This is a genomic window from Nannocystis exedens (genome assembly GCF_002343915.1).
GTDB classification, from domain to species: Bacteria; Myxococcota_A; Polyangia; order Nannocystales; family Nannocystaceae; genus Nannocystis; species Nannocystis exedens.
This window is the reverse complement of record NZ_NETK01000001.1, coordinates 3,591,916-3,618,731: the sequence shown is the minus strand read 5'-3', so window position 1 is coordinate 3,618,731 and position 26,816 is coordinate 3,591,916. Positions and strand designations below refer to the sequence as shown.

Annotated in this window: 20 protein-coding genes; 7 read left to right on the top strand and 13 right to left on the bottom strand. The window is 71.9% G+C overall.

The annotated features are described in order from the left end of the window. Window positions 1-14 precede the first annotated feature (14 nt). The gene (locus tag NAEX_RS14190; protein WP_143140716.1) at window positions 15-2,126 is read left to right on the top strand and encodes a hypothetical protein; all 2,112 of its coding nucleotides are present in this window, start codon (window positions 15-17) and stop codon (window positions 2,124-2,126) included. Window positions 2,127-2,198: 72 nt separating this feature from the next. Here NAEX_RS14190 and NAEX_RS14185 read toward each other — a convergent pair whose 3' ends face one another. Next, a complete protein-coding gene (locus tag NAEX_RS14185; RefSeq protein WP_170135715.1) occupies window positions 2,199-2,786 on the bottom strand; it encodes a TetR/AcrR family transcriptional regulator in 588 nt (195 codons plus the stop codon). Window positions 2,787-2,898: 112 nt separating this feature from the next. Between NAEX_RS14185 and NAEX_RS14180 the strand changes: the two genes are divergently transcribed. After that, complete coding sequence (locus tag NAEX_RS14180; RefSeq protein ID WP_096328035.1) at window positions 2,899-3,528, top strand: glutathione S-transferase family protein; 630 nt, start codon at window positions 2,899-2,901, stop codon at window positions 3,526-3,528. A gap of 70 nt (window positions 3,529-3,598) precedes the next feature. Here NAEX_RS14180 and NAEX_RS14175 read toward each other — a convergent pair whose 3' ends face one another. After that, on the bottom strand, window positions 3,599-3,988 hold the full coding sequence (locus tag NAEX_RS14175) for a hypothetical protein (RefSeq protein ID WP_096328034.1): 390 nt from the start codon (window positions 3,986-3,988) through the stop codon (window positions 3,599-3,601). A gap of 169 nt (window positions 3,989-4,157) precedes the next feature. After that, a complete protein-coding gene (locus NAEX_RS50140; RefSeq protein ID WP_170135714.1) occupies window positions 4,158-5,207 on the bottom strand; it encodes a hypothetical protein in 1,050 nt (349 codons plus the stop codon). 181 nt (window positions 5,208-5,388) lie between these two features. Between NAEX_RS50140 and NAEX_RS14165 the strand changes: the two genes are divergently transcribed. Next, window positions 5,389-6,102, top strand: a complete 714-nt coding sequence (locus NAEX_RS14165; protein WP_211302409.1) for a ribonuclease HI — start codon at window positions 5,389-5,391, stop codon at window positions 6,100-6,102. Here NAEX_RS14165 and NAEX_RS14160 read toward each other — a convergent pair. Genes NAEX_RS14160 through NAEX_RS14150 form a run of 3 tightly spaced genes read right to left on the bottom strand, consistent with a single transcriptional unit; the run spans window position 6,053 to window position 9,014 of the window. Beyond that, window positions 6,053-6,946, bottom strand: a complete 894-nt coding sequence (locus tag NAEX_RS14160; RefSeq protein WP_096328033.1) for a polysaccharide deacetylase family protein — start codon at window positions 6,944-6,946, stop codon at window positions 6,053-6,055. The two genes, NAEX_RS14165 and NAEX_RS14160, sit on opposite strands and share 50 nt — an antisense overlap. Then, window positions 6,946-7,683, bottom strand: a complete 738-nt coding sequence (locus NAEX_RS14155) for a glycosyltransferase family 2 protein (protein ID WP_096328032.1) — start codon at window positions 7,681-7,683, stop codon at window positions 6,946-6,948. The genes NAEX_RS14160 and NAEX_RS14155 overlap by 1 nt, the downstream gene beginning before the upstream one ends. After that, a complete protein-coding gene (locus NAEX_RS14150) occupies window positions 7,680-9,014 on the bottom strand; it encodes a protoporphyrinogen/coproporphyrinogen oxidase (RefSeq protein ID WP_170135713.1) in 1,335 nt (444 codons plus the stop codon). The genes NAEX_RS14155 and NAEX_RS14150 overlap by 4 nt, the downstream gene beginning before the upstream one ends. 88 nt (window positions 9,015-9,102) lie before the next feature. Here NAEX_RS14150 and NAEX_RS14145 point away from each other — a divergent pair, with 88 nt between their 5' ends. The 3 genes from NAEX_RS14145 to NAEX_RS14135 all read left to right on the top strand — a co-directional run bounded on the left by NAEX_RS14145 (window position 9,103) and on the right by NAEX_RS14135 (window position 12,517). Continuing rightward, complete coding sequence (locus NAEX_RS14145; RefSeq protein WP_096328030.1) at window positions 9,103-10,050, top strand: serine/threonine protein kinase; 948 nt, start codon at window positions 9,103-9,105, stop codon at window positions 10,048-10,050. Window positions 10,051-10,319: 269 nt separating this feature from the next. Further along, a complete protein-coding gene (locus NAEX_RS14140) occupies window positions 10,320-11,768 on the top strand; it encodes a hypothetical protein (RefSeq protein ID WP_143140715.1) in 1,449 nt (482 codons plus the stop codon). A gap of 335 nt (window positions 11,769-12,103) precedes the next feature. Next, window positions 12,104-12,517: a VOC family protein gene (locus NAEX_RS14135; RefSeq protein ID WP_096328028.1), complete on the top strand. Its 414-nt coding sequence runs from the start codon at window positions 12,104-12,106 to the stop codon at window positions 12,515-12,517. A 191-nt stretch (window positions 12,518-12,708) separates the two neighbouring features. On the opposite strand, the gene NAEX_RS14130 is transcribed toward NAEX_RS14135, so the two are convergent. The 7 genes from NAEX_RS14130 to moaD all read right to left on the bottom strand — a co-directional run bounded on the left by NAEX_RS14130 (window position 12,709) and on the right by moaD (window position 25,525). After that, entirely contained in the window at window positions 12,709-14,001 is a 1,293-nt protein-coding gene (locus tag NAEX_RS14130; protein WP_170135712.1) for a serine/threonine-protein kinase, read from the bottom strand. Window positions 14,002-14,240: 239 nt separating this feature from the next. Continuing rightward, window positions 14,241-15,560, bottom strand: a complete 1,320-nt coding sequence (locus NAEX_RS14125) for a DUF1501 domain-containing protein (protein WP_143140714.1) — start codon at window positions 15,558-15,560, stop codon at window positions 14,241-14,243. 26 nt (window positions 15,561-15,586) lie between these two features. After that, window positions 15,587-17,893 (bottom strand): DUF1592 domain-containing protein, encoded by a 2,307-nt coding sequence (locus NAEX_RS47835; protein ID WP_143140713.1) that lies wholly within the window; start codon window positions 17,891-17,893, stop codon window positions 15,587-15,589. Window positions 17,894-18,301: 408 nt separating this feature from the next. Continuing rightward, window positions 18,302-20,737: an ATP-binding protein gene (locus tag NAEX_RS14120; RefSeq protein ID WP_096328025.1), complete on the bottom strand. Its 2,436-nt coding sequence runs from the start codon at window positions 20,735-20,737 to the stop codon at window positions 18,302-18,304. A gap of 163 nt (window positions 20,738-20,900) precedes the next feature. Continuing rightward, window positions 20,901-23,894, bottom strand: a complete 2,994-nt coding sequence (locus NAEX_RS14115; protein WP_096328024.1) for a spermine/spermidine synthase domain-containing protein — start codon at window positions 23,892-23,894, stop codon at window positions 20,901-20,903. Between the two features lie 57 nt (window positions 23,895-23,951). Next, entirely contained in the window at window positions 23,952-24,617 is a 666-nt protein-coding gene (locus NAEX_RS14110) for a hypothetical protein (protein WP_143140712.1), read from the bottom strand. Between the two features lie 236 nt (window positions 24,618-24,853). Then, entirely contained in the window at window positions 24,854-25,525 is a 672-nt protein-coding gene (moaD, locus tag NAEX_RS14105; protein WP_096328022.1) for a molybdopterin converting factor subunit 1, read from the bottom strand. A 271-nt stretch (window positions 25,526-25,796) separates the two neighbouring features. Here moaD and NAEX_RS14100 point away from each other — a divergent pair, with 271 nt between their 5' ends. After that, window positions 25,797-26,699: a SprT-like domain-containing protein gene (locus NAEX_RS14100; protein WP_096328021.1), complete on the top strand. Its 903-nt coding sequence runs from the start codon at window positions 25,797-25,799 to the stop codon at window positions 26,697-26,699. Window positions 26,700-26,816: the final 117 nt, after the last annotated feature.

The window sequence follows — 26,816 nt, the reverse complement described above, 5'->3', positions numbered from 1 at the left end:
CTGTCCGTTCGCGCATGTCCTTTCGTACATATGTGCCGCTCGCGGCGCTGCTCGCCCTCGCGCCCGCGAGCGCCGGGGCCGGCGGCACGCGCAGCTTCCACCTCGGCGACTTCGACGACTTCGACGCCGGCGAGGCCGAGGGCGCGGCGATCGAGGGCTCGGGCAAGGTCACGGTCGGCCTTCTGCCGGCGCGCGGCGAGGTGAAGGGCGCGGCGAGCGTGTTCTCGTGCGTCGCCGACCCGAAGGACAAGGGCGCGGCCTACCTCGGCACGGCCGACCGCTCGGGGGTGCAGCGGATCAAGCTGACCACCCCGAGCAAGGCCGGCGCGGCCGAGCCGGCGGCGAGCAAGCTGGCCGAGCTGCCCGGCGCGGTGGTGTCGGCGATGACGACGCTGCCCGGCGGCGACCTGCTGGCGGCGACGTTGCCCGGCGGCACGATCCACCGCATCGACGCCAAGGGCAAGGTCAGCGAGTTCGCCAAGCTGCAGGTCGAGCAGATCTGGGCCCTCGTGCCGCACGAGGGGCGCCTGTACGTCGGGACAGGTCCGAAGGGCGAGCTGTTCTCGCTCGACCTGAACGGCAAGGACCCGAAGGTCGTGCTCGACTCCGACGAGAAGGACATCCTCGCGGTGCTGCCGGTCGGCAAGGACGTGGTGGTCGGCACCTCGCCCGGGGCCAAGGTGCTGCAGGTCGGCCCGGCCAGCGACGGCGTGCTGGTCCACGACTTCGCCGGCGACGAGGTCCGCGCGCTCGCGCTGGTCGACGGCGGCCTGGTCGCGGCGGTCAACGACTTCACCGACCGCGGCCTGTCGTCGGTGCAGGCGCTGACGAAGAACCTCAACCGCACCAGCCTGGTCGGCCAGCCGGCCGAGGGCAGCCTCGACGCGACGTCGGGCGGCGGCGGGGCGCAGTCGTCGGCCGACCTGTTCTTCGTCGCGCTGGGCGCCAAGCGCGACCTGGCCCGCGCGTCCGAGGCGACCTGGGAGTCGTGGCTGCACAAGGACAAGCAGTACTTCACCGGCCTGCTCGCCGGCGCCAAGGGCTCCGAGGTGCTGGTGTCGGCGTCGCAGCAGGGCAAGGTCTACCGCGTCCGCGGCCGCCGCGACGTCGCCACCGTCGCCGACCTCGACGAGCGCCAGGCGACCGCGCTGTGCCGCCTCGGCGACGGCGCGGTGCTGGCCGCCACCGGCGACGGCGCCGGCGCCTACCGGCTCGCGGCGGCGCCTGCCCAAAAGGCCAGGTACCGGACGAAGGTGCTCGACGCCAAGCAGCCGTCGACCTTCGGCGCGGTCTACCTGCGCGGCAAGGGCGTGACGCTGCGCGCCCGCAGCGGCCCGAGCGAGGAGCCCGACAAGCGCTGGAGCGAGTGGAAGCCGGTCACGCTCAAGAAGGAGGGCGACGCCCTGGCGGGCGCGCTGGCGCTGCCGACCCGCCGCTTCGTCGAGCTCGAGGTGACGCTGGCCGACGGCGGCGAGCTGCGCGACGTGCAGCTGTTCTACGCGCCCGAGAACCTGGCGCCGCTGGTCGCGGGCGTCGACGTCGCCCGGCCCGAGTTCGAGCTCGGCGACGACGACGAGCCCGAGGGCAAGCTGACGATCAAGTGGAAGGCCGAGGCGCGCGACGACGACGACCTGGTCTACGAGGTCCGCGTGCGCCCCGAGGGCACCGGCGACAAGGAGTGGATCTCCCTCAGCGGCGCCGAGCCGGTGACGAAGAAAGAGTACAAGTGGGACCTCGACAGCGTGCCCGACGGCGTCTACGAGGCCCAGATCATCGCCAGCGACGAGCCGAGCAACGGCATCGCCCGCGCCGCCCGTGACGAGGTCGTGTCGGCCCCGTTCGTGGTCGACCACAGGCGCCCGGCCATCGACGGCGTCAAGGTCAGCGGCCTCTCGATCACCGGCACCGCCAGCGACGAGGGCGGCCAGATCCACGACGTCGCCTTCAGCGTCGACGGCGGCCCGTTCCGCGCCGCCAGCCCCAGCGACGGCCTGTTCGACACCGGCCGTGAGGGCTTTCAGCTGACCCTCCCCGAGCCGCTCGCCCCCGGTCGCCACCGCGTGGTCCTGCGCGCCCGCGACGCGTTCGGCAACATCGGCTCGCACGCGGTCATCGCCGACAAGTGACGGTCGACTGTCCTCGGGGACAGGTCGCCGGCGCGGCGCCTGTCCTCACGGACAGGTCGCCGATGCACCGCGTCACGACGCCAGCAGCGCGAGCGCCTGCTTGCGGGCGTTGGCGCGGACCGACTTGCTCAGGGCCGGGTCGTCGGTCGCGCGGGCGAGGACCATGCTGCCGACGCACAGCGTCACGATCAGCTGGACGCGGGTGTCGGCGTCCGGGCAGCAGTCGGGCAGCGCGCGGCGGAGCACCGCCGCCATGCTGCGGAGCACCGCCGTGTAGGCCCGCTGCGGCCCGGGGCCGGCGCGCACGACGTCGGACGGCAGCGCGTACAGCGGGCAGTGCTGGTCGGTGTCCTCGAGCACCTCGTCGCTGAGGTAGCGCTCGATCAGCATGCGCGCCAGCTTCGGCGCCTCGGGCGGCGGGCGCCGCGACTGCGCCAGCCGCAGCGCGAACGGGTTGCAGTCGACGTAGCTGCCGACGGCCTCGGCGTACAGCGCGGCCTTGCTGGGGAAGTGATTATAGAAGCCGCCGCGGGTCAGCTTGGCGCGGGCCATGATCTGGTCGATCGAGACCGGCTCGAACCCGTGGCGGTTGAACAGCTCGCGCGCGGCCATGACGATGCGCTCGCGCGTGCGGGCCTTGTGCTCGGCGGTGTAGGGCATCGCGGGGTCCCTCGTCTCGTGTAGCACGCTCGAGAATATGTTCTTGAACATATTTAGTCGCGGGCTACGTTGCCTTGCGAGCGGACGATACGAGCCGCTCTGGAGGATGATCATGCAGATCTACTGGTTCAAGGCACAGGCGCCGCGCCGGGTCGTGGCGCTGGCGAAGCACCTCGGGATCGCGGCCGAGTTCGTCGAGATCGATCTGGTCGGCGGCGGCCTCAAGCAGCCGACGTACGCCAGGCTCAACCCCAACATGAAGGCGCCGACCCTGGTCGACGGCGAGTTCGTGCTGTGGGAGTCGTCGGCGATCATGGCCCACCTGTGCATCCAGGCGGGCTCCGACATGTGGCCCGCGCACGCGCCGGCCGAGCAGGTCGAGGTGCTGCGCTGGCTCGGCTGGAACGACTGCCACTGGTCGGAGGCCGTGGGGCCGTTCTACTTCGAGCACATCATCAAGCCGTCGTTCGGGTTCGGCGAGCCCGACCGCGCGGCGCTGCAGTCGAAGGTCGACAACCTGCACCGCTTCGCCCGGGTGCTCGACCGGCACCTCGAGGGGCGAGAATTCGTCGCCTGCGGGCGGCTGACGATCGCGGACTTTCATCTGGCGTCGATGGCGACCGACTGGCGCGCGTCGGAGATGCCGCTCGCGGACTTCGGCAACGTCGTGCGGTGGCTCGATCGCCTGCAGCGCGTGCCGGCGTGGGCCGACCCGTGGCCGCAGCAGCGGGCCGCGGCGTAGCGGGCCCGAAAGCACGAAGGGCCGCGGCGGTGCGCCGCGGCCCCTCTGGGCTGTCCTTGCAGACAGGTGCTCAGGCCTTCTTCTTGTCGCTCTTCTTGGCCTCGGCCTTCGGGGCCTTCTCGGCCTGCTTGGCCTTGCGGGTGAGGCTCTGGTGGAGGTCGACGAGGCTGGGCACGCTGAACTTGGCGAGCGCGGCCTTGTAGTCCTTGTCCTTGGCCTGGCCCTTGAGCTCGGCGATCTTGTCGACGATGGCCTGGACGCCGCCGAGCTTCTTGGCCTTCTCACCGACCTCGACGAGGCGGAGGAGCTTGCTGTTGGCGACGTACTTCAGGCGCTTCTTGAAGTCCTCGGCCGACTCGCCGGCGAAGGAGCTGGGCAGGAGCTCGACCACGCGGGCGACGAGCTGGTCCTTGGAACCGAAGAGCTTCTTGACGTGTTGCAGGGGTGTGGTCTTGGGCATTGCGATCCGCCTCGATGTTCGCCGCCATGAGCAGCTACGAAGGGGGTTGTCCCGGGCCTGACCTGTGTGCGACGGGCCCGAAAAGGAGCGGCCCTCTCGACGCGGGGTCGAGAGGGCCGGGACTCTTTAGAGGATCCACGGCCGCGGCGCAAGCGCGCGGCAGCGCGGCTCAGTGCGCGGGCGCGGCCGGCGGGGCGCCCTCGGCCGGGGCAGCCGGCGGCGGGGCGGCGGCCGGGTCAGCCGCGGGCGGGGGGATGGCCGGCTCGGCCGGGGACGGGGCACCGCCGCCGACGAGGCCGCCGAGACCGCCGGCCTTCTCCTGGAGGGTCTTGAGGTCGCTGGCGCTCAGCGAGATCTCGAAGCTGAGGAGGGTGTCCTTGGCGTCGATCTTGACGGTGTCGGCGACCGTGGCGGGCAGGCCGACCATCGCCAGGCCCATCTTCGCCATCGGCAGCGCCTCGTCGGCCTTCTTCTTGAGGCCCGAGGCCTGCTCGGCCGAGCCGAGGCCGGCGGCGAGCTTGACGCCGAGGCCGTCGCTCAGGTCGATCGAGCCCGAGAAGTCCTTCACGTCGACCTGACCCTGCGCCTTCGCCATGCCGGCGAGCTGCTCGGGGGCGACGCCCGCGAACCAGATGTGGCGGCTCTGGTCGGCGCGGGTGAACAGATCCTTGTGCGGACCATCGACGGCGGCCTTGCCCTTGCCGTCGACCAGATCCTTGACCGCGGCGGCCCACGGCTTGCTGGCGATCACGATGGTGCCGGCGTCGACGATGTAGCCGGTGCCCTCGCCGTCATCCAGCTTGATCGTCTTCTTGCCGCCCTCGTCGACGATCGTGAACGACTTGCCGTTGTTCTTCTCCTTCGCTTTGCCGGCGATGCAAGTCAGGTTCTTCTCGTCGCCGATCCCCGCGCCCGTCACCACGACCGCGACGCCGTCCTTCGCGTCGGTCCCGATCAGGACGGAGTTGATCGCCTTCTCGGGGTCGAGGTTGCAGGCCTTCGCTGCTTCCACAACTTCCTTGTAGCCGGCCTGCGACTCGGCGACGGCCTTGTTGTCGGCGTACAGCTTGCTCTTCAGCAAGCCGCCGACGTCGATGCCGGCCATGATGGTGGCTTGCTCGGGGATGAGCTTGCCGCCGGAGGCGCTGGCTCCGCCCTTGCAGGCGGGAATAGCGAGGAGCGCAGTGGCAGCGAGGGTCGTGAGGATCGTCCGCTTCATAGCGGGGCACTAATACGCCACGAAATTTAATCGATCAACCAAAATAACCCGGGTACAGGCCGGGTGAGGATGTGTCTTTCCGCCTGTCGGCACATAGTGATCCAATCTGCCCAATTCTGCAGCGCGGCCGTACGCTGCAGCGGAACCAACGGCCGCTCGGGGGCCTGGTCGGAGCTCGCACATGGCGTGGAAACGCTTCGTTTTCAAGGATCAAACGGTGTTCGTCCGCGTCCTCGCGTCCGGCAAGCCCATCGTTCATCGCGGCCGGATCGAGATGCGCTACCGCCTGGGCGCGAGCAAATCGTATCGCGCCACACCCGATAATCTCCTCGAGATCCCGGACGATACCGAGATCCTCTCCGACGACGCCTTCTCGGGGACTCCAACCCCCGTCGCGACGGTTCAGGTCGTTCGCGAGGAGCCGACCCGGCCGCCGACCGACGCGACCATCATCATCCACACCGACGGCGCCTGCAGCGGCAACCCCGGCCCGGCCGGCATCGGCGTGCTGATCGAGCGCGGCGACGAGGCGATCGAACACAGCGAGTTCATCGGCGAGGGCACCAACAACGTCGCCGAGCTGACGGCCATCCTGCGCGCGCTCGAGATGCTGCGCCCCGAGGACAGGGACGCCCACGTCCTCCTCTACACCGACAGCGGCTGGAGCCTCGGCGTGCTGGTCGGCGGCTGGAAGGCCAAGGCCAACGTCGAGCTCATCCAGCAGATCAAGGACAAGCTGGCCGAGTTCACCGGCGTCGAGCTGCTCAAGGTCCGCGGCCACGCCGGCCAGTCGGGCAACGAGGAGGCCGACGCGCTGGCGACCATGGCCGTCCGCCGCGAGGACTCTAGGACCCGAACGCGGCGGCGATCGAAGTCGCCCCTCCCCGCCGTTTGATCAGCTCGCGCAGGCGCGCGAGCCGCTGCTCGAGCGGGGTCCGCAGCTCGGGCTGCCGCTTGCGCAGCGCGGGATCGATCGGGTCGCTGTCGGGGTCGGCGAGGTCGAGCGCGTGCAGCTCGAGGTGCAGCGAGGGCAGCCGCAGCGCCTCGCGGTAGAGCGGGCCGCCGCGCAGCACGAAGGTCCCGACCATCGGCAAGCGCAGCAGCGGGCTGACGCTGATCGGCACCTCCCACAGGCCGACGTCCGAGCGGTAGTACGGGTGCGTCGGCCCGACGAAGCTCCTCAGCCCGCGCGCCCGCGACTGCGACCGCCGCCCGCGCACGCGGATCCACGCCATCGCCGCCAGCTTGGCCGCATAGTACGGCAGCGACGGCAACAGCGAGCTGTCGTAGCGGTAGCCGAGCGCGCCGACCTGCTGCAGCAGCAGCTCGTCGTGGCTGTAACCCGGCGCGCGGAAGCCCCGCGGCTCGACGCCGAGCTTGCGCAGGAGCTCGTCGCAGCGCCGCAGGTCGCGATAAACCTGTCCGGAAGGCCAGTCGACCAGATCGTAGGCGTGGCTGTAACTGTGGTTGGCGAGCTCGTGGCCCGACTGCGCGGCCAGGGTGAGCAGCGCGGCGCCGTGGCCGGGGCCGTTCATGTCGCGCTCGAGGTCGCGGCCGACCACGAAGAAGGTGGCGCGCGCGCCGGTCTCGCCGAACAGCCGGAGGAAGCGCGGCAGGCAGCGCCCCAGCACCACGTCGGCCTGCTCGGGCGTCGGCGGCGCAAGGCCGTGGATCGCGTGGTAGCAGGCGAGGTCGTCGAGGTCGACGCTGAGGATCGTGCCGCGCAGCTCGGTCGTCATCACCGCTCCTTCGCGCCGCGCCCGAGGTGGATCGCGGCCATCAGGCGCGCCAGGTTCTTCAGCACCCGCGGCACCCGCCGCGCCAGGTGGATCGACGGCGCGCGCTTCTCTTCCAGCTCGACCGGGATCTCGGTGATCGCCACGCCGTCGCGCTGGGCCCGGATCACCAGCTCCGAGGCGAACACGTCGTGACCGACGATGCAGCGCGCGACCACCGGCAAGAGCGCCGCGCGCCGGAACGCCTTGAGGCCGTGCGTGTCGGTGCCGCGGTAGCCGAGCGTGACCCGCAAGAGGCCGTTGTAGGCCCGCGTGGCCGCGCGCCGGCCGAGCGGCCGACGATCGTGCGCCCCCGGCATCGCCTTCGAGCCGACCACGAGGTCGGCCGCGCCGGCGCGCAGCAGCGCCAGCGCGCGCCGGTGGAAGTCGAGGTCGCACAGGTCGATCTCCTCGCACAGCACGAACTCGCCGGCCGCCTGCTCGATCGCCATGCGCAGCGCGGCGCCGTAGTTCGGCGAGGGGCACGAGAACCATTTCACCCGCGGGTCGAGGGCGGCGAGCTCGGCCGCGATCTCGCGGGTGCGGTCGCGGCTGCCGTTCTCGGCCAGCCACAGCTCGAACTGAAGGCCCTCGGCGTCGAGGCCGCGGACCAGCCCCTGCACGCTGTCGCGGAGGATCGCCTCCTCGTTGTAGACGGGGATGACGACGCTGACCTCGGGCCCCGCGGTCGACTCGCTCATCGCGGCTCCTGTCCGGCTAGCCGCGCGGCCGCCCACTCGCTGGCGGCGCGCCCGGCCAGCAGACAATCCTCCATGCTGTTGTAGATCCACCCGCCGTAGCGGCCGCAGCTGTGGATGCCCTGTCCTTCGAGCCAGCCGAGGACCGCGGCGCGGGCGGCGGCGTAGGCGGCGTCGAACACGACGTAGGCGTGCTCGACCACGCGGACCTCGACGAAGCGGACGTCCTCGGCCGCGCGCAGCGCCCCGACCTCGACCAAGCCGGCGTAGACGCCGGCGAGGTCGATCGGACCTGTCCGCTCGTTCAGCTCGACGTACAGCCCGCTGCAGCCGGCCGGGGCCATGCGCGGGGCGGCGTTCGAGTAGACGCCGACGCGGAAGAAGGGCAGGCGCGGCTCGGGCACGTAGACCCAGTGATAGTCGCACGGCGCGGGCGCGCCGACGGCGATGTCGAGGTAGCGCCAGCGGACGTGGCGCAGGGCGCCGGCGGCGTCGCGAATCTCCGCCGGGGCCGCGGCGATCCGGCGCACCAGCTCGGGCAGGGGGATGGTCGAGACGAGGGCGTCGTAGCTGCGCCAGTCGGCCTCGGCGCCGAGCTTGATCCGCCGGCCGACGACGTCGACCTCGTCGATGTCGCTGCCGAGCCGCAGCTCGACCTCGGGCCGGCGGGCGAGCCCCGCGCGCATTCGCTCCGGCACCGCGTCGATGCCCCCGGCCGTCGGGACGAGGAAGCTGGCGTTGTAGCCGAGGCCCTCCTGCGACAGGCCGATGGCCCCGCCGATCACCTGCGCGGTGTCGGGGATCGGGATGTAGCGCGAGACCCAATCGGCGGTCAGCCGCTCGAGGTGCTCGCCCCACAACTTGCGGTTGTACGGGACGAAGAAGTGCTTGGCGATCCCGGCGCCGAAGCGGGCCTCGGCGAAGCCGACGAAGGTCTGCGGCTCCGGCGCGCCCCTCGCCGCCTGCTCGCGCGCCGCCACGTAGCCGACCAGGCACTCCTGCACCACCTCGAGCGGGAGCCCGTGCAAATTGGCCTGGAACGGGTAGGGCAGCTGCACGCCGTGGCTGTGGATGCAGGTGCGGCGCGCCACGGTGGCGAGCTCGCCGGGCTGAAACAGGCCCTCGACCAGCGCCTTTATCGACGGGTCGCGCAGGTGCAGCCAGTGCCCGGTGACGTCGAAGGTGAAGCCGTCGCGGCGATGGCTGCGGGCGTGGCCGCCGACGCGAGCCTCGCGCTCGACCAGCAGCACCGGGCCGCGCGCGTGCCAGGCCGCCGAGAGCCCGGTCAGGCCGGCTCCCAGCACCACGAGCGGCGTTCGCGGGGGCGATGACATCGGCCGCTCTTGTAGCAGGTCCGGGCCGGCGGCGCCTCGCACTCGGCGATGGACACGCGGATCTGCGGGCGGCACACTCAGCTCGTCCATGGAGCTCCAGAGTCTCGGCAAGTTCCGTCTGGTCCGGCCGCTCGCGGTGCGCAGCTCGGTGTTCCACCTGTTCCTCGCGCGCCACGAGGACGACCCGGAGGCGGCGCCGCCGGCCTACGTCGTCAAGCTGCTGCCGTCGGGCTCGGGCCCCGAGCACGCGATCCTGGCCGCCCAATTCGAGCACGAGATCCGCCTGTATCAGGCGTTCAATCACCCGGGGATCCCGAGCGCCCACGCCGAGGGCGCGCAGAACGGCGTGCGCTATCTCGTCCTCGACGCGATCGACGGCTGCGACCTCGCCGTGCTGCTCGGCCACGACGTCGGCAGCCCGCGCGGCCTCAGCAAGGAGATCGCGGTCTACATCATGGGCCAGCTGGCCGACGCGCTCCACCACGTCCACACCGCCGAGGCCGAGGACAAGGGCAAGCTGGTCGAGCTCAATGTGGTCCACCGCGACATCTGCCCGGCCAACGTGCTGCTGTCGCGCACCGGCCAGGTCATGCTGGCCGACTACAACTCCGCGACCAGCATCTGGCTGGCCCGCGAGAGCGACATGTCCCAGGCCGGCTCGAAGGCCTACATGGCCCCCGAGCGGGTGGTCGGGACCGCGGCGGCGACTGTCTCTTCGGACATCTTCGGCCTGGCCGTGATGCTGTGGGAGATGCTGAAGGGCCAGCGCTGCTTCAAGGCCGACGACGACCTCAAGACGATGGACGCGATCGTCAAGTTCGACGCCGGCCACCCGAGCCGCCGCCTGCCCGGGCTGTCGACCAAGCTGGCCGAGATCGTGCGCAAGAACCTCGACCGCGACCCGGCCCGCCGCTACGCCAACGCGTACCAGGTGCTGCAGCGGCTGGCCCAGTGCCCCGAGGCGGCCGCCGCCGAGCGCGCGCAGCAGGAGCTGGGGGCGCTGGTGGTCGAGGCCAGCGCCAAGGCCATGGCCTGACAGACATGTCCGCAAGGCCAGGCACCGGCGACCCGCGGCCGGCGCAGGCCGGGGCGGAGGCGCGCGACGCGGCGACGCGCGACCCCGCGGAGCGCGATGCGTCGGCGCGAGATCGCGGACGCGACGAGGCGGGCCGTCGAGCGGCCGGCGACGCAGCGGCGGCGAGGCCCGCGGGAGGCGACAGCGAGGCGCAAAATGGCGGCGGCGGACGCGACGAGGCGGGCCGTCATGGCGCCGACCTGCGCGCGCTGGTGAAGGCGGAGGCGCCGGTGCTGCTCCCGCTGGCGGTGGCGGTGCTGGCCGCGACGTCGTACTTCTCGGGCCCGCCGGCGTGGAATCAGAACTCGCGCCTGGCGCTGACGCGCGCGCTGGTCGAGCAGGGCACGACGATCATCGACGACTACCACGCGACCACCGGCGACAAGAGCCGGCGCGACGGCCACTTCTACAGCGACAAGGCGCCGGGCGCCTCGCTGCTGGCGGTGCCGGCCTACGCGCTCTATTACGGCGCGAGCCGCCTGGTCGGCGCCGAGGCGCCCGACGTCCGCCTGGTCCCGCTCGACCCCCGCGACCCCAACCGCGACCCCGCGGCCCGCCGCCCCGGCGACCGCCTGGCCTACAACCAGGCTTACCGCACCGCGCTCTACGTCAGCCGCGTCGGCTCGGTCGGCGTGTTCGCGGTGCTCGGGGCGGTCGCGCTCTACCTGCTGGCCCTGCGCCGCCTCGGCGACCGCGCCGGCGCGCTGCTGCTGACGGCCGCGTACGCGCTGGCGACGCCGGCGCTGATCTACGGCTCGGCGTTCTACGGCCACCAGCTGTGCGCCGACCTGCTCCTGCTCGGGTTCGCCGGCATCCTCCTGGGACATGGCGAGAAGTACATGGCTTTCGGGACAGGCATGTGCCTCGGCCTGGCGGTGCTGTGCGAGTACCCGGCCGCCGTGCCGGTCGCGCTGCTGTGGCTGTTCGCCCTGCTGCGCCGCGGCCCCCGCTTCGCCGCCGTGGCCGCGCTCGGCGGCGCCCCGGCGGCCGTGGCCCTCGCGGTCTACCACACGGTCGCATTCGGCGGCCCGCTCAAGACCGGCTACGACTTCGTCTACCTGGCCGAGTTCGCCGAGGGCATGCGCGTCAACTACGGCATCCACGCGCCCGACCCGGCGGTGCTGCTCGAGCTGCTGTTCGGCGCCTACCGCGGGCTGTTCTACCTCGCGCCGGTGCTGCTGTTGGCGCCCTGGGGCCTGGCGTGCGAGCTGCGCGGCTGGCCGCCTGGCCCGGAGAGCAGGTCTCAAGAGACATGGTCGGTGAGACAGATCGCCTGCGTGTGCCTGGGCGTGGTCGGCTTCTACCTGGCGCTCAACGCCGGCTATTACATGTGGGACGGCGGCGCGGCGATCGGCCCGCGCCATTGCGTGCCGATGCTGCCGTTCCTGGCGCTGGCGCTGGCCCCGGCGATCCGCGTGGTCCCGCGGGCGGTGGTCGGCCTGGCGCTGATCTCGGGCGCGTTCACCCTGCTGCTGGCCGCCGCGGCCCCCGAGGCGCCGCAGTTCGGCGACCCGCTGTGGGGCCACGCGTGGCCGCGGATCTGGGCGACCGACACCGGCTACGCCGGCCCCGCCAACCTCGGCCGCATGCTCGGCCTGCCGGGCCCGCTCAGCCTGGTGCCGCTGCTGCTGGTGCTGGCCTGGTGCTACGCGCAGGCGCGACCGCACCTGCGCGCATGAACCGGCACGAACGGCTCCTTGCCTGCTCAGCCTGGCGCCACTCTTCCTGGTGCCGGCATGGTGCCTCGCGCAGGCGCGACTCGCTTGCGGTCGTCGAGGCGGTGCGAGCGACCCCTTCGCCGGCTCGACCCGTCGCTGCGGACAGGGCCAGGCTCGAGAGGCGCCGCCCGCGTGATGCTGCGAGGCGACTCGGTGCTCTCGTCGGCGAGGAGCAGTGACCCGATCCTCGCGACCCGTGTCGGCGAGGTGTCGCTCGGTCGGAGCGACGGGGCGCGATGCAGGCGACGGTCGCGGAAGCGGGCGTGATTTGCGGTAGTTTCCGGGCGAGGTCCAGCATGCCCAACCTGCTCGTCAACATCGATGTCCCCGACGTCTCCGCGGCCGAGGCGTTTTATGTGCGCGCGTTCGGCTTCACGGCCGGTCGCAGGTTCGGCCGCGAGGCGGTCGAGCTGCTCGGGGCGGGTGTCCCTTTGTACCTGCTGCGAAAGCCAGCCGGCACCCCGGCCTCGGAGGTCGGCCCGGCGCTGCGCGACTACGGGCGTCACTGGACTCCGGTCCACCTCGACGTCGTGGTCGAGGCGCTCGAGCCGGCGGTCGCGCGGGCGCAGGCCGAGGGAGCCACGGTCGAGGGGCCGATCCGCGACGCCGTGTGGGGCCGCATGGCGCTGCTCGCCGACCCGTGGGGCCACGGCGTGTGCCTCTTGCAGTTCAAGGGCCGCGGCTACGACGAGCTGTTGCGCTCGACGTGAGCGGCGACTCGCTGCATGTCCCGAGGGACAGGCCGACGATTGGCGGTCCGTCGATTCCGCTCGCTCCGAGGCATCATCGCCGGGGGAGAGTTCGGGCGCGTCACGTTCGACGGAGCACGTCGTGCCTGGCCCCAAGGCGAAAAGGGCCTGTCCCGTCGGACAGGCCCTGCGAATGCGCGAAGCGGCGCGGCTCAGGCCGCGGAGGGCCGCTCGCCCCAGGCCAGGGGGTCGCGGGCGAGCCGCGGCGCGGTCGGGGCGTCGGCGACGGCGAGCAGCGCGGCGAGCATCTCGGTCGCGCTCTGGTAGCGCTCGGCGGGGTCGGCGGCGACGGACTTGAGGATGACCGCCTCGAAGGCGTCGGGGATCTCCACGGCCGGCGCGGCCTGGCGGAGGGCGATCGGGCCGCTGGCGGGGCGGCGCGGGACGAACAGGCTGCCGCCCGAGTACGGCATCTTGTCGGTGAGCAGGCGGAACATCAGCACGCCGAGGGCGAAGATGTCGACGCGGTGGTCGTACGGGCCGCCGCGCAGCTGCTCCTGCGGCATGTAGCCGGGCGTGCCGATGACCGGGCCGGAGCGCCGGCGTCCCTCGCCCTCGCGCCCAGCCCGGCCGCCGAAGCTCGACACGCCGAAGTCGAGCACCTTGATGAAATCGTCGGTGCCGCCGCGGGAGATCCGGAAGCAGTTGCCGGGCTTGATGTCGCAGTGGACCACGCCGCGCGCGTGGGCGTCGACCAGCGCCTGGCACACCTGGGTGCCGATCGACAGCACGCGCCGCCAGTCGAGCGGGCCGTCGTTCGCCAGCGTGGCCGCGAGGTCCTCGCCGTCGAGGCACTCCATCACCATGTACACCAGCTCGCTGTCGTCGCGGACCAGCTCGATGATGTCGATGATGTGTTCGCTGCGCAGCGCCGCGGCGGCGCGCGCCTCGTGGGTGAAACGCGCGACGGTGTCGGCGTCGGACAGGCCGGGGTCGAGGACCTTGACGGCGACGCGCCGTCGCAGCTCGAGGTGTTCGGCCTCGTAGATGGTGGCGCCGCTGCCGCCGTGACCGAGACGGCGGAGCAGCTTGTAACGGCCGCCTAAGACGCGACCGGTGAGGTCGACCGAAGCGCGGCGGCTACATGGGGCGCGCGGCGCGTCGGGTTCGCGATCTCGCTTGGGTTCATGCATTCGGGGGGTGAACAAGACTAACCACGCCTCGCTCGAGGCGGCAATGTCTTCGGGACAGATCGACCGATCGCGAGCCGCGACCTCGATGCGCCGACGATCCCCAAGCGAGTTCGCGGAGATCCACAGCGACTGTGCATAAGGGTGCGAGGCGGCGCGCGAACGTGCGCGCAAGCCCGGGGGCCGCTGCGTCGCGCGCCCACGCACATGGTCTTTGCGACATGTACAAAAATACCGGCGCTGCGGCCGCCCGAAGGCCCCGTCGATGCGCCGACGGCGGGCTCGGCGGTCCTGCTCGCGCGCGTCGTCGCGCATGTTCTTCAGGACATGTCCGTCGGCGCCGCGGCGGTCAGCGGGCTCGGCCGCGCGCGTCGCCGCACATGTCCTTCGGGGCATGTGACAGCGATCGGTGGATGCCGATCGGGCGACGTACGAGGCGGCGGACTTGCGCGTCGACTCACGCGGTCTTCGGGACAGGTCCGTCGGTCGCGGCGAACACGCGGACGCCCGCGCCCGTGCAGGCGCGAGGGCGACGGACGCTGCAGCGAACGGGCTCAGCCGGTCAGCAGCTTCGGCATGTCCTCGCCGGCCAGCGGGAAGCGAGCGGTGACCTCGGCGGTGTCGATGCCGGCGAGCTTGCGCAGGGCGAGGTGGATGCTCTCGGGCGTGAGCTTTTTGCCCTTGCCGACGGCCAGGCTCGACGGGTCGACGAGGGCGCCGTATTGCTCGGCGTCGGTGGCCCCGACCACGCGGTTCCCCTGGACGCCCTTGCCCATCATCATGACGCTGGTGACCGGCCAGTGGTCCTTGCCGGCGTACTCGTTGTCGCCGTTGTAGCCGGGGCCGCGGGCGAAGTCGGAGCCGATGACCACCGTCAGCTTGTCGGCGATGCCGGCCGCCTCGGCCTCCTGCATGAAGAAGTCGACGCCGGCGAGCAGCTTGGCCAGCTGCAGCACGTGGTCGCGGTCGTGGTTGCCGTGGGTGTCGAAGCCGCCGAGGTTGAGGTTGGCAGCCACGGCCATCTTGGCCTTGAAGGCGGCGACGGCGAACTGGCTCTGCTGCATGAAGCCCTGCAGGTCGCCGAGCTGGTAGCCGGGCAGCGTGGCCGGCTCGGCCGGCAGCGTGAGGCCCTTCAGCAGCTTCTCGCCGCCGCGCGACAAGAACAGCTCGTTCATCGCCGCCTTGGTGCGAGGCAGGCGAGCGGCGGCCATCTGCGCCTCGAGCCGCGCGGTCTGGGCCTTGCGGATCCGCTCCATCGTCTTGTCCGAGTGGAACTTGTCGGTCTCGGGGTCGTTCGGGTCGGCGAGGTTGGGGTTGGCGATCTTCTTGACCGCGTCGACGCTGCTGATCCGCGTCAGCGGGATCAGGCCCTCGGTGGCGTCGAAGCCGCCGGCGCTGACGTACGCGAACGTGCTCTCGGGCGCCCGTGCGGCCGCCACCAGGGCGCCGAACGACGGGAAGCCCTCCGGCAGGCGACCGCTCCAGGTCGCCCGCGCGCCGGCGTCGTGGTTGTTGGTCGCCATGTCGACGCCGTTGAGCACGAGCAGCCGGCTGGCGTACTTGGTGAAGAAGTCGGTGTTCGACATCAGGTACGCGACCTCGGCCTCCTCGAGGCCGAGCGCGACCGGGTCGAGGCCGATCGGCGCGTAGCTGATGTTGCCCTGCGTGGCCGCGGCGGAGTACAGGCGGTTCAGCGGGCCCTGCTCCTTCGGGTCGCACAGGTACACCGGGTCCCAGCCGCCCGAGGCGCTGATCAGCACGAAGTAGGGGCCCTCGTACGGCTCGGCGTCGGCGAGGGCGCGGCGCACCCCCAGCGGCGCGGCGACGGCGAGCCCGGTCATGGCGGCGATCTTCAAGAAGTTGCGGCGATCCATGGTGGTAGCTCCTTCGTCGTCGGCGATCACTCGTAGAGGAACTTGTAGTCCGACAGCATGTACGTCATCACCGCCATCCACGCGCGGATCGTGTAGTTCTTGTCGGTCTCGATCTTCTCGGCCTCGGGCAGGTCGACGTTGGTGTTGGGGTCGACCCGGGCCTGGCACCACCAGCTCAGCCACTCGTTCTCGGCCCCGCTGGCGACGTTGGCCGCGCCGTCCTTCCATGTCTCGAGGAACAGGTCGTACGCCCGATCGACCTCGGGGTCGTCGGCCGCCAGCTCCTCGCCGAGGATGCGCTGGTACAGGTGGACGATGTTGGCCTTGATCGCGGCGATGTTGTCGGGCACCTCGGCGCCGTTGTCGGACAGCGGGACGGTGTCGAGCGTGACCTCGGGGAACAGCCTCCGCTTGTCGGCCGCGCGCGAGAAGTCGTAGGCCGTGACGGCGCAGGCGACCTCGTTGGCCATGCGCCCGGCGACCGCGCCCATGATGCCGTTCATGCTCGGCAGCCGCTGGGTGATGCTGTCGGAGTCGATGCCGCCGTAGAGGATCCGGTAGTCGGTGGTCAGCCAGTCCTCGAGGTCCCAGCCGCGGATCCACCGGATCCCGGTGGTCGCGTGGATCTTGTTCGCCAGCAGCTCGGGCGTCGACAGCCGGCCGTGACCGACGACCGCGAGCTCCTCGCTCTCGGCCTCGGACAGCTCGACCTCGTCGAGCGAGAGCCCGCGGAAGTACGGGCTCATGACGACGCCGACGATCACCGTCTTGAGGTTGTAGTCGTCGGCCACGAATTCCTCGCCGATCCGGCGGAACAGTGCGTCCTGGGCCTCCCAGGCGTTCAGCTTGGCGCCGTACAGCGGGTCCGAGGCGTCGGCCGGGAACAGCAGCGGCTCGGTGCCGGTCAGCGCGCGGAACACGGTGTGGACGGTCGAGATGACGAACCGCGGGTCCTTGACGAGCCGCGCGGCCAGCCACTCGAGCGACTTGGGGAACTCGGACTTCGGGATGTCCTCGCCGTCGAAGCCGGGCGCGAACATCTCCGGGAACCACTCGCGGTCGGTCAGGACCTCCATGTCGTAGTCGTCGTAGTTCTGGAACGCGCCGGCCACCGGGTCGATGAGCTGGTGGCAGAAGTTGCACTGCTTGTCGTCGCGCGTCGGATTGCTGTAGGCCTCCGACAGCGACGGGTCGATCGGCCGCTCGCCGATCCGCAGCACGTCGGTGGCGAGGAACAGCTTGTAGGTCATCCGCGCGCGGTGACGGTTGCGGTTGGTCGGCGTGGTCGGGAAGCGGTTGAGGAACATCGGCGAGCTGAGGACGCCGGCGTGCGGCAGCGTCTTCTTGCCGCCGCGCACGGTGAACAGCTTGGCCTCCTTGAACTCGCGCGGGTCGGTGGGGTCGGCGAAGCCGAGCTCGACGTCGTAGAGCTGGGCCGAGAACGGGTTCAGCACCGTGTAGTCGGCGGTGAGGATCTCGGTGAAGGGCCGGTCGTTGCGGACGATGTAGTTGATGAGGTCGATCGGCTCGCGCGCGGCGGCGCGGTTGACCTGCTCGCGCAGCTCGTCCTGGCCCTCGAGGCCCTCCCACCACGCGCCGGCGTTCGGGAAGTCCTCGGCGTTGAGGATGTTGACCGCGAAGCCGGTGTACACGAGGTAGCGGTCGGTCAGCAGGAGGTCGTTGAAGATGTCGCCGAGGCGGTCGTAAAAGCCGTCCTCCTCGAGCACGCCGCGGATCGTCTCGGCCAGCGCCTCTTCGCCGGCCGCGGCCTCCTTGAGCTCCTCGGCGGTCGGCAGCCGACCCGCGAGGTGCAGCGTGGCCTTGCGCAGGGTCTCCTCGGGGCTCATCAGCTCGACGGCGTCGAGGTCGGCGCCGTCGCTGCCGGGGCACTCGCGCGGGGCCTCGAGCTGGGCCAGCAAGCTCTCGAGGATCCGGTACTCCTCGCTGCCGGCCTTGATCACCTCGCCGCCGCCGTGCTTGGTCGTGGCGGTCGGCTTGGCCAGCAGCGCCGAGAGGTCGTCGTAGCTGACGGAGGCGTTCTCGGTCACCGCGGCCAGGTTGGCGTCGAGGAAGCCGGGGTAGGACGCCGGCAGCAGGCGGAACTCGGCGCCCTGCTCCTCGGCGATGCCGGCCGGCCCGTGACAGGTGATGCAGGTCTTGCCGAGGACCTTGGGCCACACTTCGTTGGCGAAGTACTCGCGGGTCGAGACGCAGCTGTCGCCGTCGCCGTCGACGCCGCCGTCTTTGCAAGCTCCGAGCACACCGGCGGCGATGCCGGCGACGCCGAGGGCCAGGAGCGTTGGCGCAGCGCGCCGCTTGCCAGTCGAGGTCATACGAAGCCTCCCCCACGCACGGGGCACGGTCGCAAGGTATCGCGGGGCCGGCGATCGCAGCAAGCGTGACGAGCGGGGGCGAGCGCCCTCGCGGCGCGCGGGCCGGTACTCAGGAGGCGCGAGGGGTCGCAGTTCCGCGCACGATCGGCGGCTGGTCGTACGGCCACGTGCGAGCAGACGCGGGGCTCGTGCGCGAGGGCGCGACGACCTCCCCACCTGCGCTCAATCCCCCAGCTTGATCTTCTGCGCGTCGGCGAATTCGACGGTGGTGCCGACCGCGAGGAGGTCGATCAGGGCGTTGCCGAGAGCGAAGACGCCGCTGCCGGGAGTCATCGCCCTGCTGCGTCGACAGGCCCGAGAGGTCGGCCGATCCGGGCCGCGAGCAGAGCGCGGTGAAGTCGACGGCGGTCACAACTCGATGCGGGCCGTCTCGTCCATCCGCAGCGGGGTCTTGCGCGGGCGCCAGGAGCCGCTGTCGCGCACGCCGCGGTAGCTGACGGGGACGGTGACGGTGAAGGTGGAGCCGACGCCTGGCGTGGAGGTGACCTCGACCTCGCCGCCCATGAGGCGACAGAAGCGGCGGGTGATGGCGAGGCCGAGGCCGGTGCCGGTGGTCCGGCGGGCCGACGGATCGACGACCTGCGTGAACGGCTCGAACAGGGTGGCGAGCGCCGACTCGGCGATGCCGCGGCCGGTGTCGCGGACGGTGAACACCAGGCAGATGATGTTCTCGGCGCTGCGCTGCCCCAGGCTCAGCACGATCTCGCCGTCCTCGGTGAACTTGGCGGCGTTGCCGAGCAGGTTGAGCAGCACCTGGCGCAGCTTGTGGCGGTCGCTGTACATCGGCGCCGGGTCTTGATCGATCTGCAGCGCCAGCTTGTTGCGGTTCGCCGCCACCAGCGGGCGCACCGTGTCGACCACCTCGCGCGCGAGCTTGGCGGCGTCGAACTCCTCGAGCACCATGTCCATCTTGCCGGCCTCGATCTTCGACAGGTCGAGGAGCTCGTTGATGATCGTCAGCAGGTGCTGGGCCGCCTGGACGATGTTGTCGGCGTCGCGCGCGTAGCCGTCGTGGCCGTGCTCGCGGGCTTGCTCGTGCAACATCTCGCCGTAGCCGATGATCGCCGACAGCGGCGTGCGCAGCTCGTGGCTCATGTGCGCGAGGAAGGTGCTCTTGGCCCGACTGGCGGCCTGGGCGAGGTCGCTGGCGGCGCTCAGCTCGCGGTTCAGCGCCTGCAGGCGGCGCTCCTGTTCGCTGCGCTCGGCGACCTCGGCCTGCAGGCGGCGGGTCTGCTGCTCCTGCGCGCGCAGGAGGGCGCCGACCTGGTCGGCCATGAGCTCGAAGCGGCGCGCGAGGGCGTCGAGCTCGTCGCCGCCGCGGCTGGTGGCGCGCGGGTCGTCGCCGGTGAAGTGGGCCATGGCGGTGGCGAGGCGGGCGATCGGCGCGGCGAGGCGGCGGCTGAGGGCGAACGCGCCGAGGCTGGCGAGCGCGGCGACGAGGAGGGTGATCCACTGGACGCGGCGCGCGTGCTCGGCGGTGACGGCGTCGAGGTCGGCGGCGTCGCGCACGAGCGCGAGCGTCCAGTCGGCGCCGGCGATCCGCGCGACCGCGGCGAGGCGGCCGTCGCCGAGGCGCGCGACGGCGGTGTCCTCGGTCGCCGCGCGCGGCAGCGGCAACTTGTGGCCGGCGGTGGCGACCGGGGGGAGCGCGGGGTAACCGGGGACGACCGCGGCGAGGTCGCCCGGACCGAACAGCAGCCGGTCCTCGCGGTCGCGCAGGACCACGGCGACGCCGGTGGCGGCCGCCACCTCGGCGCTCCACTCCTGCACGAGGCCGGGCCGCAGGGCGACGGCGAGGACGCACTCGCCGTCGACGGGCGCCGCCAGCACGAGGACGTCGCGACCCTCGCCGTCGACGGCGAACGCGACCGCTGCGGGCGGCGGAGCGGCGAGCGGGAACTCGCCGAGGCCGAGCACGCGCTGGCCGACGGCGCCCCACAGCCCGGCGGCGCGGACCGGCGAGTCGGGGCTCCCGGTCCAGCGCCGCAGCTGCAGCGCCAGCGCCTCGCGGGGGTCGGCCGCGCCGGCGCAGGCGGCCCGGGCCTCGTCTTCGCCGGCGAGCGCGCGCAGCGAGGCCTGTTGCGCGGCGAGGAAGCCGTCCCACGCGCCGGCCGAGCGAGCTGCCCGATCGGACATGTCCGAAAGCGCGGCCTCGAGGTCGCTCGCGGCCAGGCGCAGGTGGGCGTCGACGCGGACGACGAACAGCGGGGCGAGGGCGACCAGGAGGGTGACGAGGGTGAGCTTGACCTTGAGCGAGTAGCGGGAGAAGCCGCGGACGGCCAGCACGCCGGCGACGAGCAGCGCGCCGACGCAGGCGAGGTCGCGCAGCGGGCCGCCCGGGGTGTCGAGGGCGCGGGTCGGCAGCGGCGCCAGCTCGAGCGCGCCGAGAGCGAGGGCGCCGAACACGGCGACGACGGTCCACAGGTCGACGCGCGCCGGGGCGACCACCCGCGGCGCGGTGGCGAGGATCAGGAACGCGGCGGCGCAGGCGAGCACGAGCAGCGGCAGGGCGACGAGCAGGCCGGTGCCGGCGAGGGCGACGAGGATGGCGACGTAGCCGTGCTCGAGCGCGCGGCCCGGATCGACGCGGGCGCGGCGGAGGCCGAGGCCGCAGGTGACGACGAACAGCGACGCGAGGCCGAGGCCGGCCAGGTGTTGCCAGGCGTGACGCACCGGCAGCAGCGCGACCTCGGCGACGATGAGCACGCCGCCGCACGCGGTCAGCCAGGCGAGGATCCCCCGGGCGAGTGCGACCCGTCGCTCGTGCTCTCGGTCGATCCCCATCCCGCGCGTCGTCTACAGACTACACCTCGCGCGCGCCGTCGGGTCCGCGACGCCGCAAGCTCCGGAGCGGAGGTGCGAGCGCTCTGCACGAGAGGACGCGCCGGTGGGCGCGGGTCCCCGCATGCAGGCAGGAGTGAGATGTCCGAAGGGACAGGTACCGCGCTCACCGGCTGGCGTAGGCCCGCAGGGCCTCGTAGGCCAGGCGTTCGCCGCGGAGCTCGCCGTCGGCGACTCCCTCCATGTTGCTGGCGGCCCACTCGCGACGGGCGGTCACGTCGCCGGCGAGCTCGCGGGCGACCATGCCAGAGATCGCGCGCATGCCCTTGCTGAGCAGCTTGCTGCGCTTGGCGTCGAGCTCGTCGAGGCGGGCGCGCAGGCGGGCGGGGTCGCGCGCCTGGAGGGCGTCGAGGGCGTCGAGGAAGGCGACGACCTCGGCGGGGGCGTGGTGGTCGCGGGCGGTGTCTTGCACCTCCTTCCACCAGGCGACGTCGTCGAGCCGGAGATGCGGCACGAGGTTGATGTAGACGCCGTAGGTGGTCTCGACCCAGGCGTTCCAGTCGTCGATGCCGGCGGTGATCCGGCGCTGCTCGTCGATCCACTGGTTCATCGTCGTGAGGCTGATGTCCTCGGCGAAGCGCAGGGTCGGGTCGGCGTGGAAGCGCAGCAGCGCGACCGCGGTCTCGGCCTCCTCGAACACGTGCGGGTCGCGGCGGTCGCCGATGCCCTTGGCCGGGTAGGGCCGGCGTTCGATGCCGCCGAGCACCTCGAGCAGCGGCGCCGGGGTCCAGCGGATCCGGTGGAGGAAGCCGGCCGAGTCCTTGAGGAAGCGGGCCTTCTCGGCGCCGGTGTCGAGCAGCGGCATGGCGTCGGAGTTGGCCGGGCGACCGGCGAGGAACGGGTGCAGCATGCGGCGGTTGGCGACGATGAGGTTGTCGACCTGGCCGATGTCGTGGACGCCGAGCAGCTCCAGCTCCGGCTTCATCGGCTGCCACGCGAGCGGGAGGTCGCTGAGCCGCCCGAGCTCGCCGTCGGCGACCGAGAGGATGACCCAGTCGCTGGAGCCGACGCGGAGGATCTGGTAGTCGCTGAACTCCTGGTCGAGGGCGGCGAGGACGGTCAGCAGGAGCTCGTCGCTGAGCTCGTAGCCCTGCAGCCACTGGGCGAGGATCCCGCCCGGCTTCAGGTAGCGCTTGGCCTCGCGGTAGAACTCGACCGTGAACAGGCTCGAGACGCCGCTGACCCACGGGTTGGTCGGCTCCGAGACGATGATGTCGAACTGCCGCGCGGCCCCGGCGAAGTAGGCCTTGGCGTCGTCGAACCAGAAGTGATTGCGCGGGTCGTCGTAGGCGCGCGCGTTGGCCGGGTAGAAGTTGCGCGAGCCCGTCACCATCTCGCGCTCGATCTCGATGGTGTCGAGGCGCTGCAGCGCCGGCGAGCCGAGCAGCACGTGCGCCGTCACCCCCGAGCCGAAGCCGATCAGCGCGACGTCGGTCGCCTCGGGCCTGGCCATCAAGGGCAGCAGGCCGACGAGCACCTGGTTGGGCTCGTCGCCGGCGAAGTCGGGGCCGAGCTCGGGGTCGCGGTCCTTGGGGTAACGGTTGAGCACGACCGAGGCGTCGGGCTTGCCGTTGGTGTAGATGACGCGGTACTCGCGTTCGTCGGTGAGGCGGATGACCGAGACCGAGGCGGTGCGGCCGTCGACGTAGGACAGCAGCTCGAAGCCCTCGGGCAGGCGGGTGCGGCCGTTGCGGAACACGGTGGCCGACAGGACCATCGGGTCGATCTTGACGACGAACAGGCCGAACGCGAGGGTGAGGAGCGAGCTGCCGGCGGCGATCCGACCGAAGCTGCGGATCTTGGCCGGGTTCTTGGCCCGGCGGGCGTCGCCGAACACGAGCGCGAGGCCGAGGGCGACGTCGACGGCGGCGCCGAGGACGATGACGCGCTGCAGACCGATGAGCGGCATGAGCACGAGGCCGGCGAGCACGGCCCCGGCGATCGCGCCGAAGGTGTTGAAGCCGTAGACGCGGCCGATGACGCCCTCGGGCTGGCCGCGGCGCAGCAGCACGTGGGTGATGAGCGGCAGGGTCATGCCGGCGCAGAAGGTCGCCGGGAACATGATGAGCAGGCACAGCGCGTAGCGGAGGACGTTGAACTGCTGCCACAGCGCCTCGGTGCGGGCGCCCTGCGCGTCGACCAAGAGCCAGCCGATCGCCTCGACCGCCCATTGATAGGCCGGCAAGGTCGCGATCGCGGCGACGCCCATGATCAGCTGGACGATGCCGAGCACCAGCTCGGGCCGCTTGAACCGGTCCATCCGCTTGCGCACCCATAGCCCGCCGATCGCCAGGCCGAACACGAACGCCGACAGCATGACCTCGAACGAGTGGGTCGCGCTGCCGATGATCATCGACAGCAGGCGGATCCACCCGATCTCGTACATGAAGGAGGACAGACCGGTCCCGAAGGCCACGAGCAGCAGCAGCTTGACGAGGTCGTCGGTGCCGGCCGACACCGCGGTGTCCTCGGTGATCGGCGGGTGCTCGCGGCGGTGGGCGAAGGCGATCGCGGCGATGACGATGTTGAGCCCGGCGGCGCAGGCGAGGGTGCCCGGCAGGCCGAAATTGGCGACCAGGACGAAGCCCGACAGCAGGGCCCCGAGCGCGGCGCCGAGGCTGTTGGTGAAGTAGAGGAAGCTGAGGATCTCGCCGGAGCGCTCGGGGTCGCGGCGGAGGATGCCGGCGCTCATCAGCGGGAAGGTCATGCCCAGCAGCACGCACGGCGGGAGGATCAAGAGGCCGGCGACGCTCCACTTGATCAGGTCGACGGCGAAGCCGCCGCCGAGCCCGGGGAACACGTGGTCGTAGCACACGCGCATCGCCAGCTCGCTGAGCCACGGGAACGCCAGCGCGTACAGGCCGATGCCGCCCTCGATCAGGCCGTACGCGCGCACCGGCCGGCGCACGCCCGCGAGCTTGCGCGAGGCGAGCAGCGAGCCGAGCGCCATGCCGCCCATGAACAGGCTGAGCACGAGGACCTGGGCGGTGGCGGCGCTGCCGACGAACTGCTTGATGTAGCGCGACCAGATCGACTCGTAGATGAGGCCGCTGATGCCTGACAGGAAGAAGAGGAGGAAGAGCGGGGCGTAGCGGGCCATGGGCCGGGCGAGAGTACCCCAGCGGCCGGGCGCCGTGTTCGCCCGCGCGCCCGGGACTCACGAGCGCTTGTCGGCGTACTCGAAGTAGCCCTTCTGCCAGTCGCCGTCGTCGAAGCTGCCGTCGCCGTCGGGGTCGCAGAAGCCGCCCGGCGCGGTCGGAGGGCAGCCCGGGGTGCTCGGCGGCCAGTGACAGACGTTGTTGAAGTTGGGGTCGCCGTCCTTGCACGCGCACGGGGTGCACAGCGCCTCGCAGTCGGCCTTGCACGAGCCGCAGGTCTCGGCGCCGTTGCACGTGCCGTCGCCGCACGCCGGCGGGCACGCGCCGCAGTCCTGCGGGCAGCTGTCGCGGTCGTCGAGGCCGACGTCGCAGGTGCCGTCGCCGCACGCGGGAGCACAGGCGTCGCGGTCGGCGGGGCAGCTCATGCAGTCCTCGCCGGGGCCGCAGGTGCCGTCGTCGCAACCGGCGGGGCAGTCGCCGCGGTCGACGGGGCAGCTCAGGCAGTCCTCGCGGCCGGGCGTGCAGGTCTCGTCGCCGCAGGCCACCCCGCACGGGCCGCAATCACCCGCGCAGTTGAAGCAGTTCTCGCGCGGCATGTCGCACGTGCCGTCGCCGCAGTACGGCGCGCACTCGCAGTCGCTCGCGCAGGCCAGGCAGTCCTCGGCGCCGACGCACATGCCGTCGCCGCAGACCGCCTCGCAGCCGCGCCGCAGTCTTCGGGACATGTCTCGCAGGACTCGCCGCCGTCGCAGCTGCCGTCGCCGCAGGCGCCGCCGCCGGTGATGGGCGCCGTCGTGCCGGTGCCGGTGCCGGTGCCGTCGCTCGCGGCGGTGATCGTCGCGGTCGTCACCCCCGGCGTGCTGCCGAACCCGGACGAGCTCTCACCCTCGGCGCAGGCGGGAGCGACGACGAGGAGGAGCAGGGCGAGGCGAGCGCGCATGCTCCCCACGGTAGAGGAGCGTCACGGGCCCTGCACGACCCACGCGTGGCCGTCGGTGGCGACCTCGCGCTTCCAGATCGGCACGTCCTGCTTGAGCCGCTCGATCGCCGCGCGACAGGCCGCGAACGCCTCCGCGCGGTGCGGCGCGGAGGCGGCCACGATCACCGCGCTGTCGCCGATCTGCAGGGTCCCGAGGCGGTGGTGGATCGCCACCCTCACCCCGGGGGTCTCGGCCTCCACCGCGGCGCCGATCTGCTGCATCACGCGCAGCGCCATCGGCTCGTAGGCCTCGTACTCGAGGCGCGCGATGTCGTGGCCGCGGCTCTTGTCGCGCACGTTGCCGACGAAGATGTCGATGCCGCCCGCGCCGGCGTGCGCGACCGCGGCGACGACGTCGGCCAGCGAGAGCGGGCGGCCCTTGATCAATTGATAGGCCGCGGGCCCGTCGTGGCCGCCGCTGACCGGCGGGATGACGGCGACCTCGCTGCCCTCGGCGATCACGTGGTCGGCGGCGACGAACTCGTGGTCGACGGCGACGCGGCAGACCGAGAGGCTGGCCGAAAGCTCAGGCCAGTCGCGGGCGAGTGCGGCGAGCAGGTCGCGGACGCGCGCCCCGACGGGCAGCTCGAGGTCGACGCTGTCGCGGCGGAGGCGCTCGCGGAGGCCCGCGAAGAGCAGGACGCGCAGGTGCATGCGCCGGCAGTGTACTGCCCCGCGGCGGGGCGCCTTCCAGATCGCGCGGGGCAGATCAAATTTCGCGCCGCGACCGGCGAGGCGGGGCCGATGCTCCACGAATTCGACGCTGTCGCGTAGGCGGATATCCTACATCCGAGCTCGTTGATCCCATCGAGATCACCGCGAACTCGTAACCTCGACACCGATGCCTATGATGCCGCTCGCCCCGAGAGACTCGACCGCATCCGACCTGCGTGGTCGTCCAGCGCCTGCAGGGCGCTCTGCCGCGATGAAGTCCAACCGCTCCGCCACCGCCCCCGCGCTCCGCCTCGTCGACGCCGAGTCTCCGGCGGAGGAAGTCGCCGCCGAGCCGAGCGTGCGCGGCGCCCGGGACGCCGACGAGGACGATGTCGACGTCGATGTCGGCGGCGAGTTCGGCGACGACACCGAGGAGGCGCTGACGGCGGCGGCGGAGCGCGCGGCGGCCGGCGAGCTCGACCCGGCGACGGAGGATGCGCTGCGCCAGTGGCTGCAGCGGCGGCTGTCGGCCTACCTGAAGGCGGGCCATCGGGCGCGCATCATCTTCACCGACAACGTCCACACGATGCTGTCCGTCAAGCGCGGGCAGGGCGTCTACACCTTGCGCATGCACCGAATGTTCGCGGCGGCTCCGCCGGCGGTGCTGCGGGCGGTCGCCCGCTACGCGCAGTCGCAGGACCGCGACGCGGGGGCGCTGCTGCGCCGCTACATCGACGGCAACGAGCACCTGATCCGCGACGCCGAGAAGCCGCGGGCGCAGCAGCTCGACACCCAGGGCGCGCACTTCAACCTGCAGGAGCTGTTCGACGACCTCAACGCCCGCTACTTCGGCGGAACCATCGAGGCCAAGATCACCTGGGGCCCGCGGACCCGCCGCAAGCCCGGGCGCGAGTCGATCAAGCTCGGCAGCTACTCGATCGAGGAGCGGCTCATCCGCGTGCATCCGGTGCTCGACGCCGCCGACGTCCCGCGCTTCTTCGTCGAGTGGATCATCTACCATGAGATGCTTCACGAGGTGCACGACATGCCGATCGTCGACGGGCGCCGGGTCTATCACACGCCCGAGTTCCGCCGCGCAGAGGCGCTCTTCGACCGCTACGCCGAGGCGGTGCTGTGGGAGCGGACGCAGGTGCACAAGCTGCTCGACCGCTAGCGAGCGCGAGCCTCGACCGCCGCGCGTAGGTGCCTGCGCGCGCCCGTGAACCGGCCTGCGCGCCCGCGTGCGCGCGAGGGACGTGACGACCTGGGCGGCTGCGAGTATCTTGCAGGC

Excerpts from the sequence above, each read along its gene's own strand:
- NAEX_RS14190 (WP_143140716.1), top strand. The coding sequence starts at position 15 with ATGTCCTTTCGTACATATGTGCCGCTCGCGGCGCTGCTCGCCCTCGCG.
- NAEX_RS14185 (WP_170135715.1), bottom strand. The coding sequence starts at position 2,786 with ATGCCCTACACCGCCGAGCACAAGGCCCGCACGCGCGAGCGCATCGTC.
- NAEX_RS14180 (WP_096328035.1), top strand. The coding sequence starts at position 2,899 with ATGCAGATCTACTGGTTCAAGGCACAGGCGCCGCGCCGGGTCGTGGCG.
- NAEX_RS14175 (WP_096328034.1), bottom strand. The coding sequence starts at position 3,988 with ATGCCCAAGACCACACCCCTGCAACACGTCAAGAAGCTCTTCGGTTCC.
- NAEX_RS50140 (WP_170135714.1), bottom strand. The coding sequence starts at position 5,207 with ATGAAGCGGACGATCCTCACGACCCTCGCTGCCACTGCGCTCCTCGCT.
- NAEX_RS14165 (WP_211302409.1), top strand. The coding sequence starts at position 5,389 with ATGGCGTGGAAACGCTTCGTTTTCAAGGATCAAACGGTGTTCGTCCGC.
- NAEX_RS14160 (WP_096328033.1), bottom strand. The coding sequence starts at position 6,946 with ATGACGACCGAGCTGCGCGGCACGATCCTCAGCGTCGACCTCGACGAC.
- NAEX_RS14155 (WP_096328032.1), bottom strand. The coding sequence starts at position 7,683 with ATGAGCGAGTCGACCGCGGGGCCCGAGGTCAGCGTCGTCATCCCCGTC.
- NAEX_RS14150 (WP_170135713.1), bottom strand. The coding sequence starts at position 9,014 with ATGTCATCGCCCCCGCGAACGCCGCTCGTGGTGCTGGGAGCCGGCCTG.
- NAEX_RS14145 (WP_096328030.1), top strand. The coding sequence starts at position 9,103 with ATGGAGCTCCAGAGTCTCGGCAAGTTCCGTCTGGTCCGGCCGCTCGCG.
- NAEX_RS14135 (WP_096328028.1), top strand. The coding sequence starts at position 12,104 with ATGCCCAACCTGCTCGTCAACATCGATGTCCCCGACGTCTCCGCGGCC.
- NAEX_RS14130 (WP_170135712.1), bottom strand. The coding sequence starts at position 14,001 with ATGCGCGACGACGCGCGCGAGCAGGACCGCCGAGCCCGCCGTCGGCGC.
- NAEX_RS14125 (WP_143140714.1), bottom strand. The coding sequence starts at position 15,560 with ATGGATCGCCGCAACTTCTTGAAGATCGCCGCCATGACCGGGCTCGCC.
- NAEX_RS47835 (WP_143140713.1), bottom strand. The coding sequence starts at position 17,893 with ATGACCTCGACTGGCAAGCGGCGCGCTGCGCCAACGCTCCTGGCCCTC.
- NAEX_RS14120 (WP_096328025.1), bottom strand. The coding sequence starts at position 20,737 with ATGGGGATCGACCGAGAGCACGAGCGACGGGTCGCACTCGCCCGGGGG.
- NAEX_RS14115 (WP_096328024.1), bottom strand. The coding sequence starts at position 23,894 with ATGGCCCGCTACGCCCCGCTCTTCCTCCTCTTCTTCCTGTCAGGCATC.
- NAEX_RS14110 (WP_143140712.1), bottom strand. The coding sequence starts at position 24,617 with ATGTCCCGAAGACTGCGGCGCGGCTGCGAGGCGGTCTGCGGCGACGGC.
- moaD (WP_096328022.1), bottom strand. The coding sequence starts at position 25,525 with ATGCACCTGCGCGTCCTGCTCTTCGCGGGCCTCCGCGAGCGCCTCCGC.
- NAEX_RS14100 (WP_096328021.1), top strand. The coding sequence starts at position 25,797 with ATGAAGTCCAACCGCTCCGCCACCGCCCCCGCGCTCCGCCTCGTCGAC.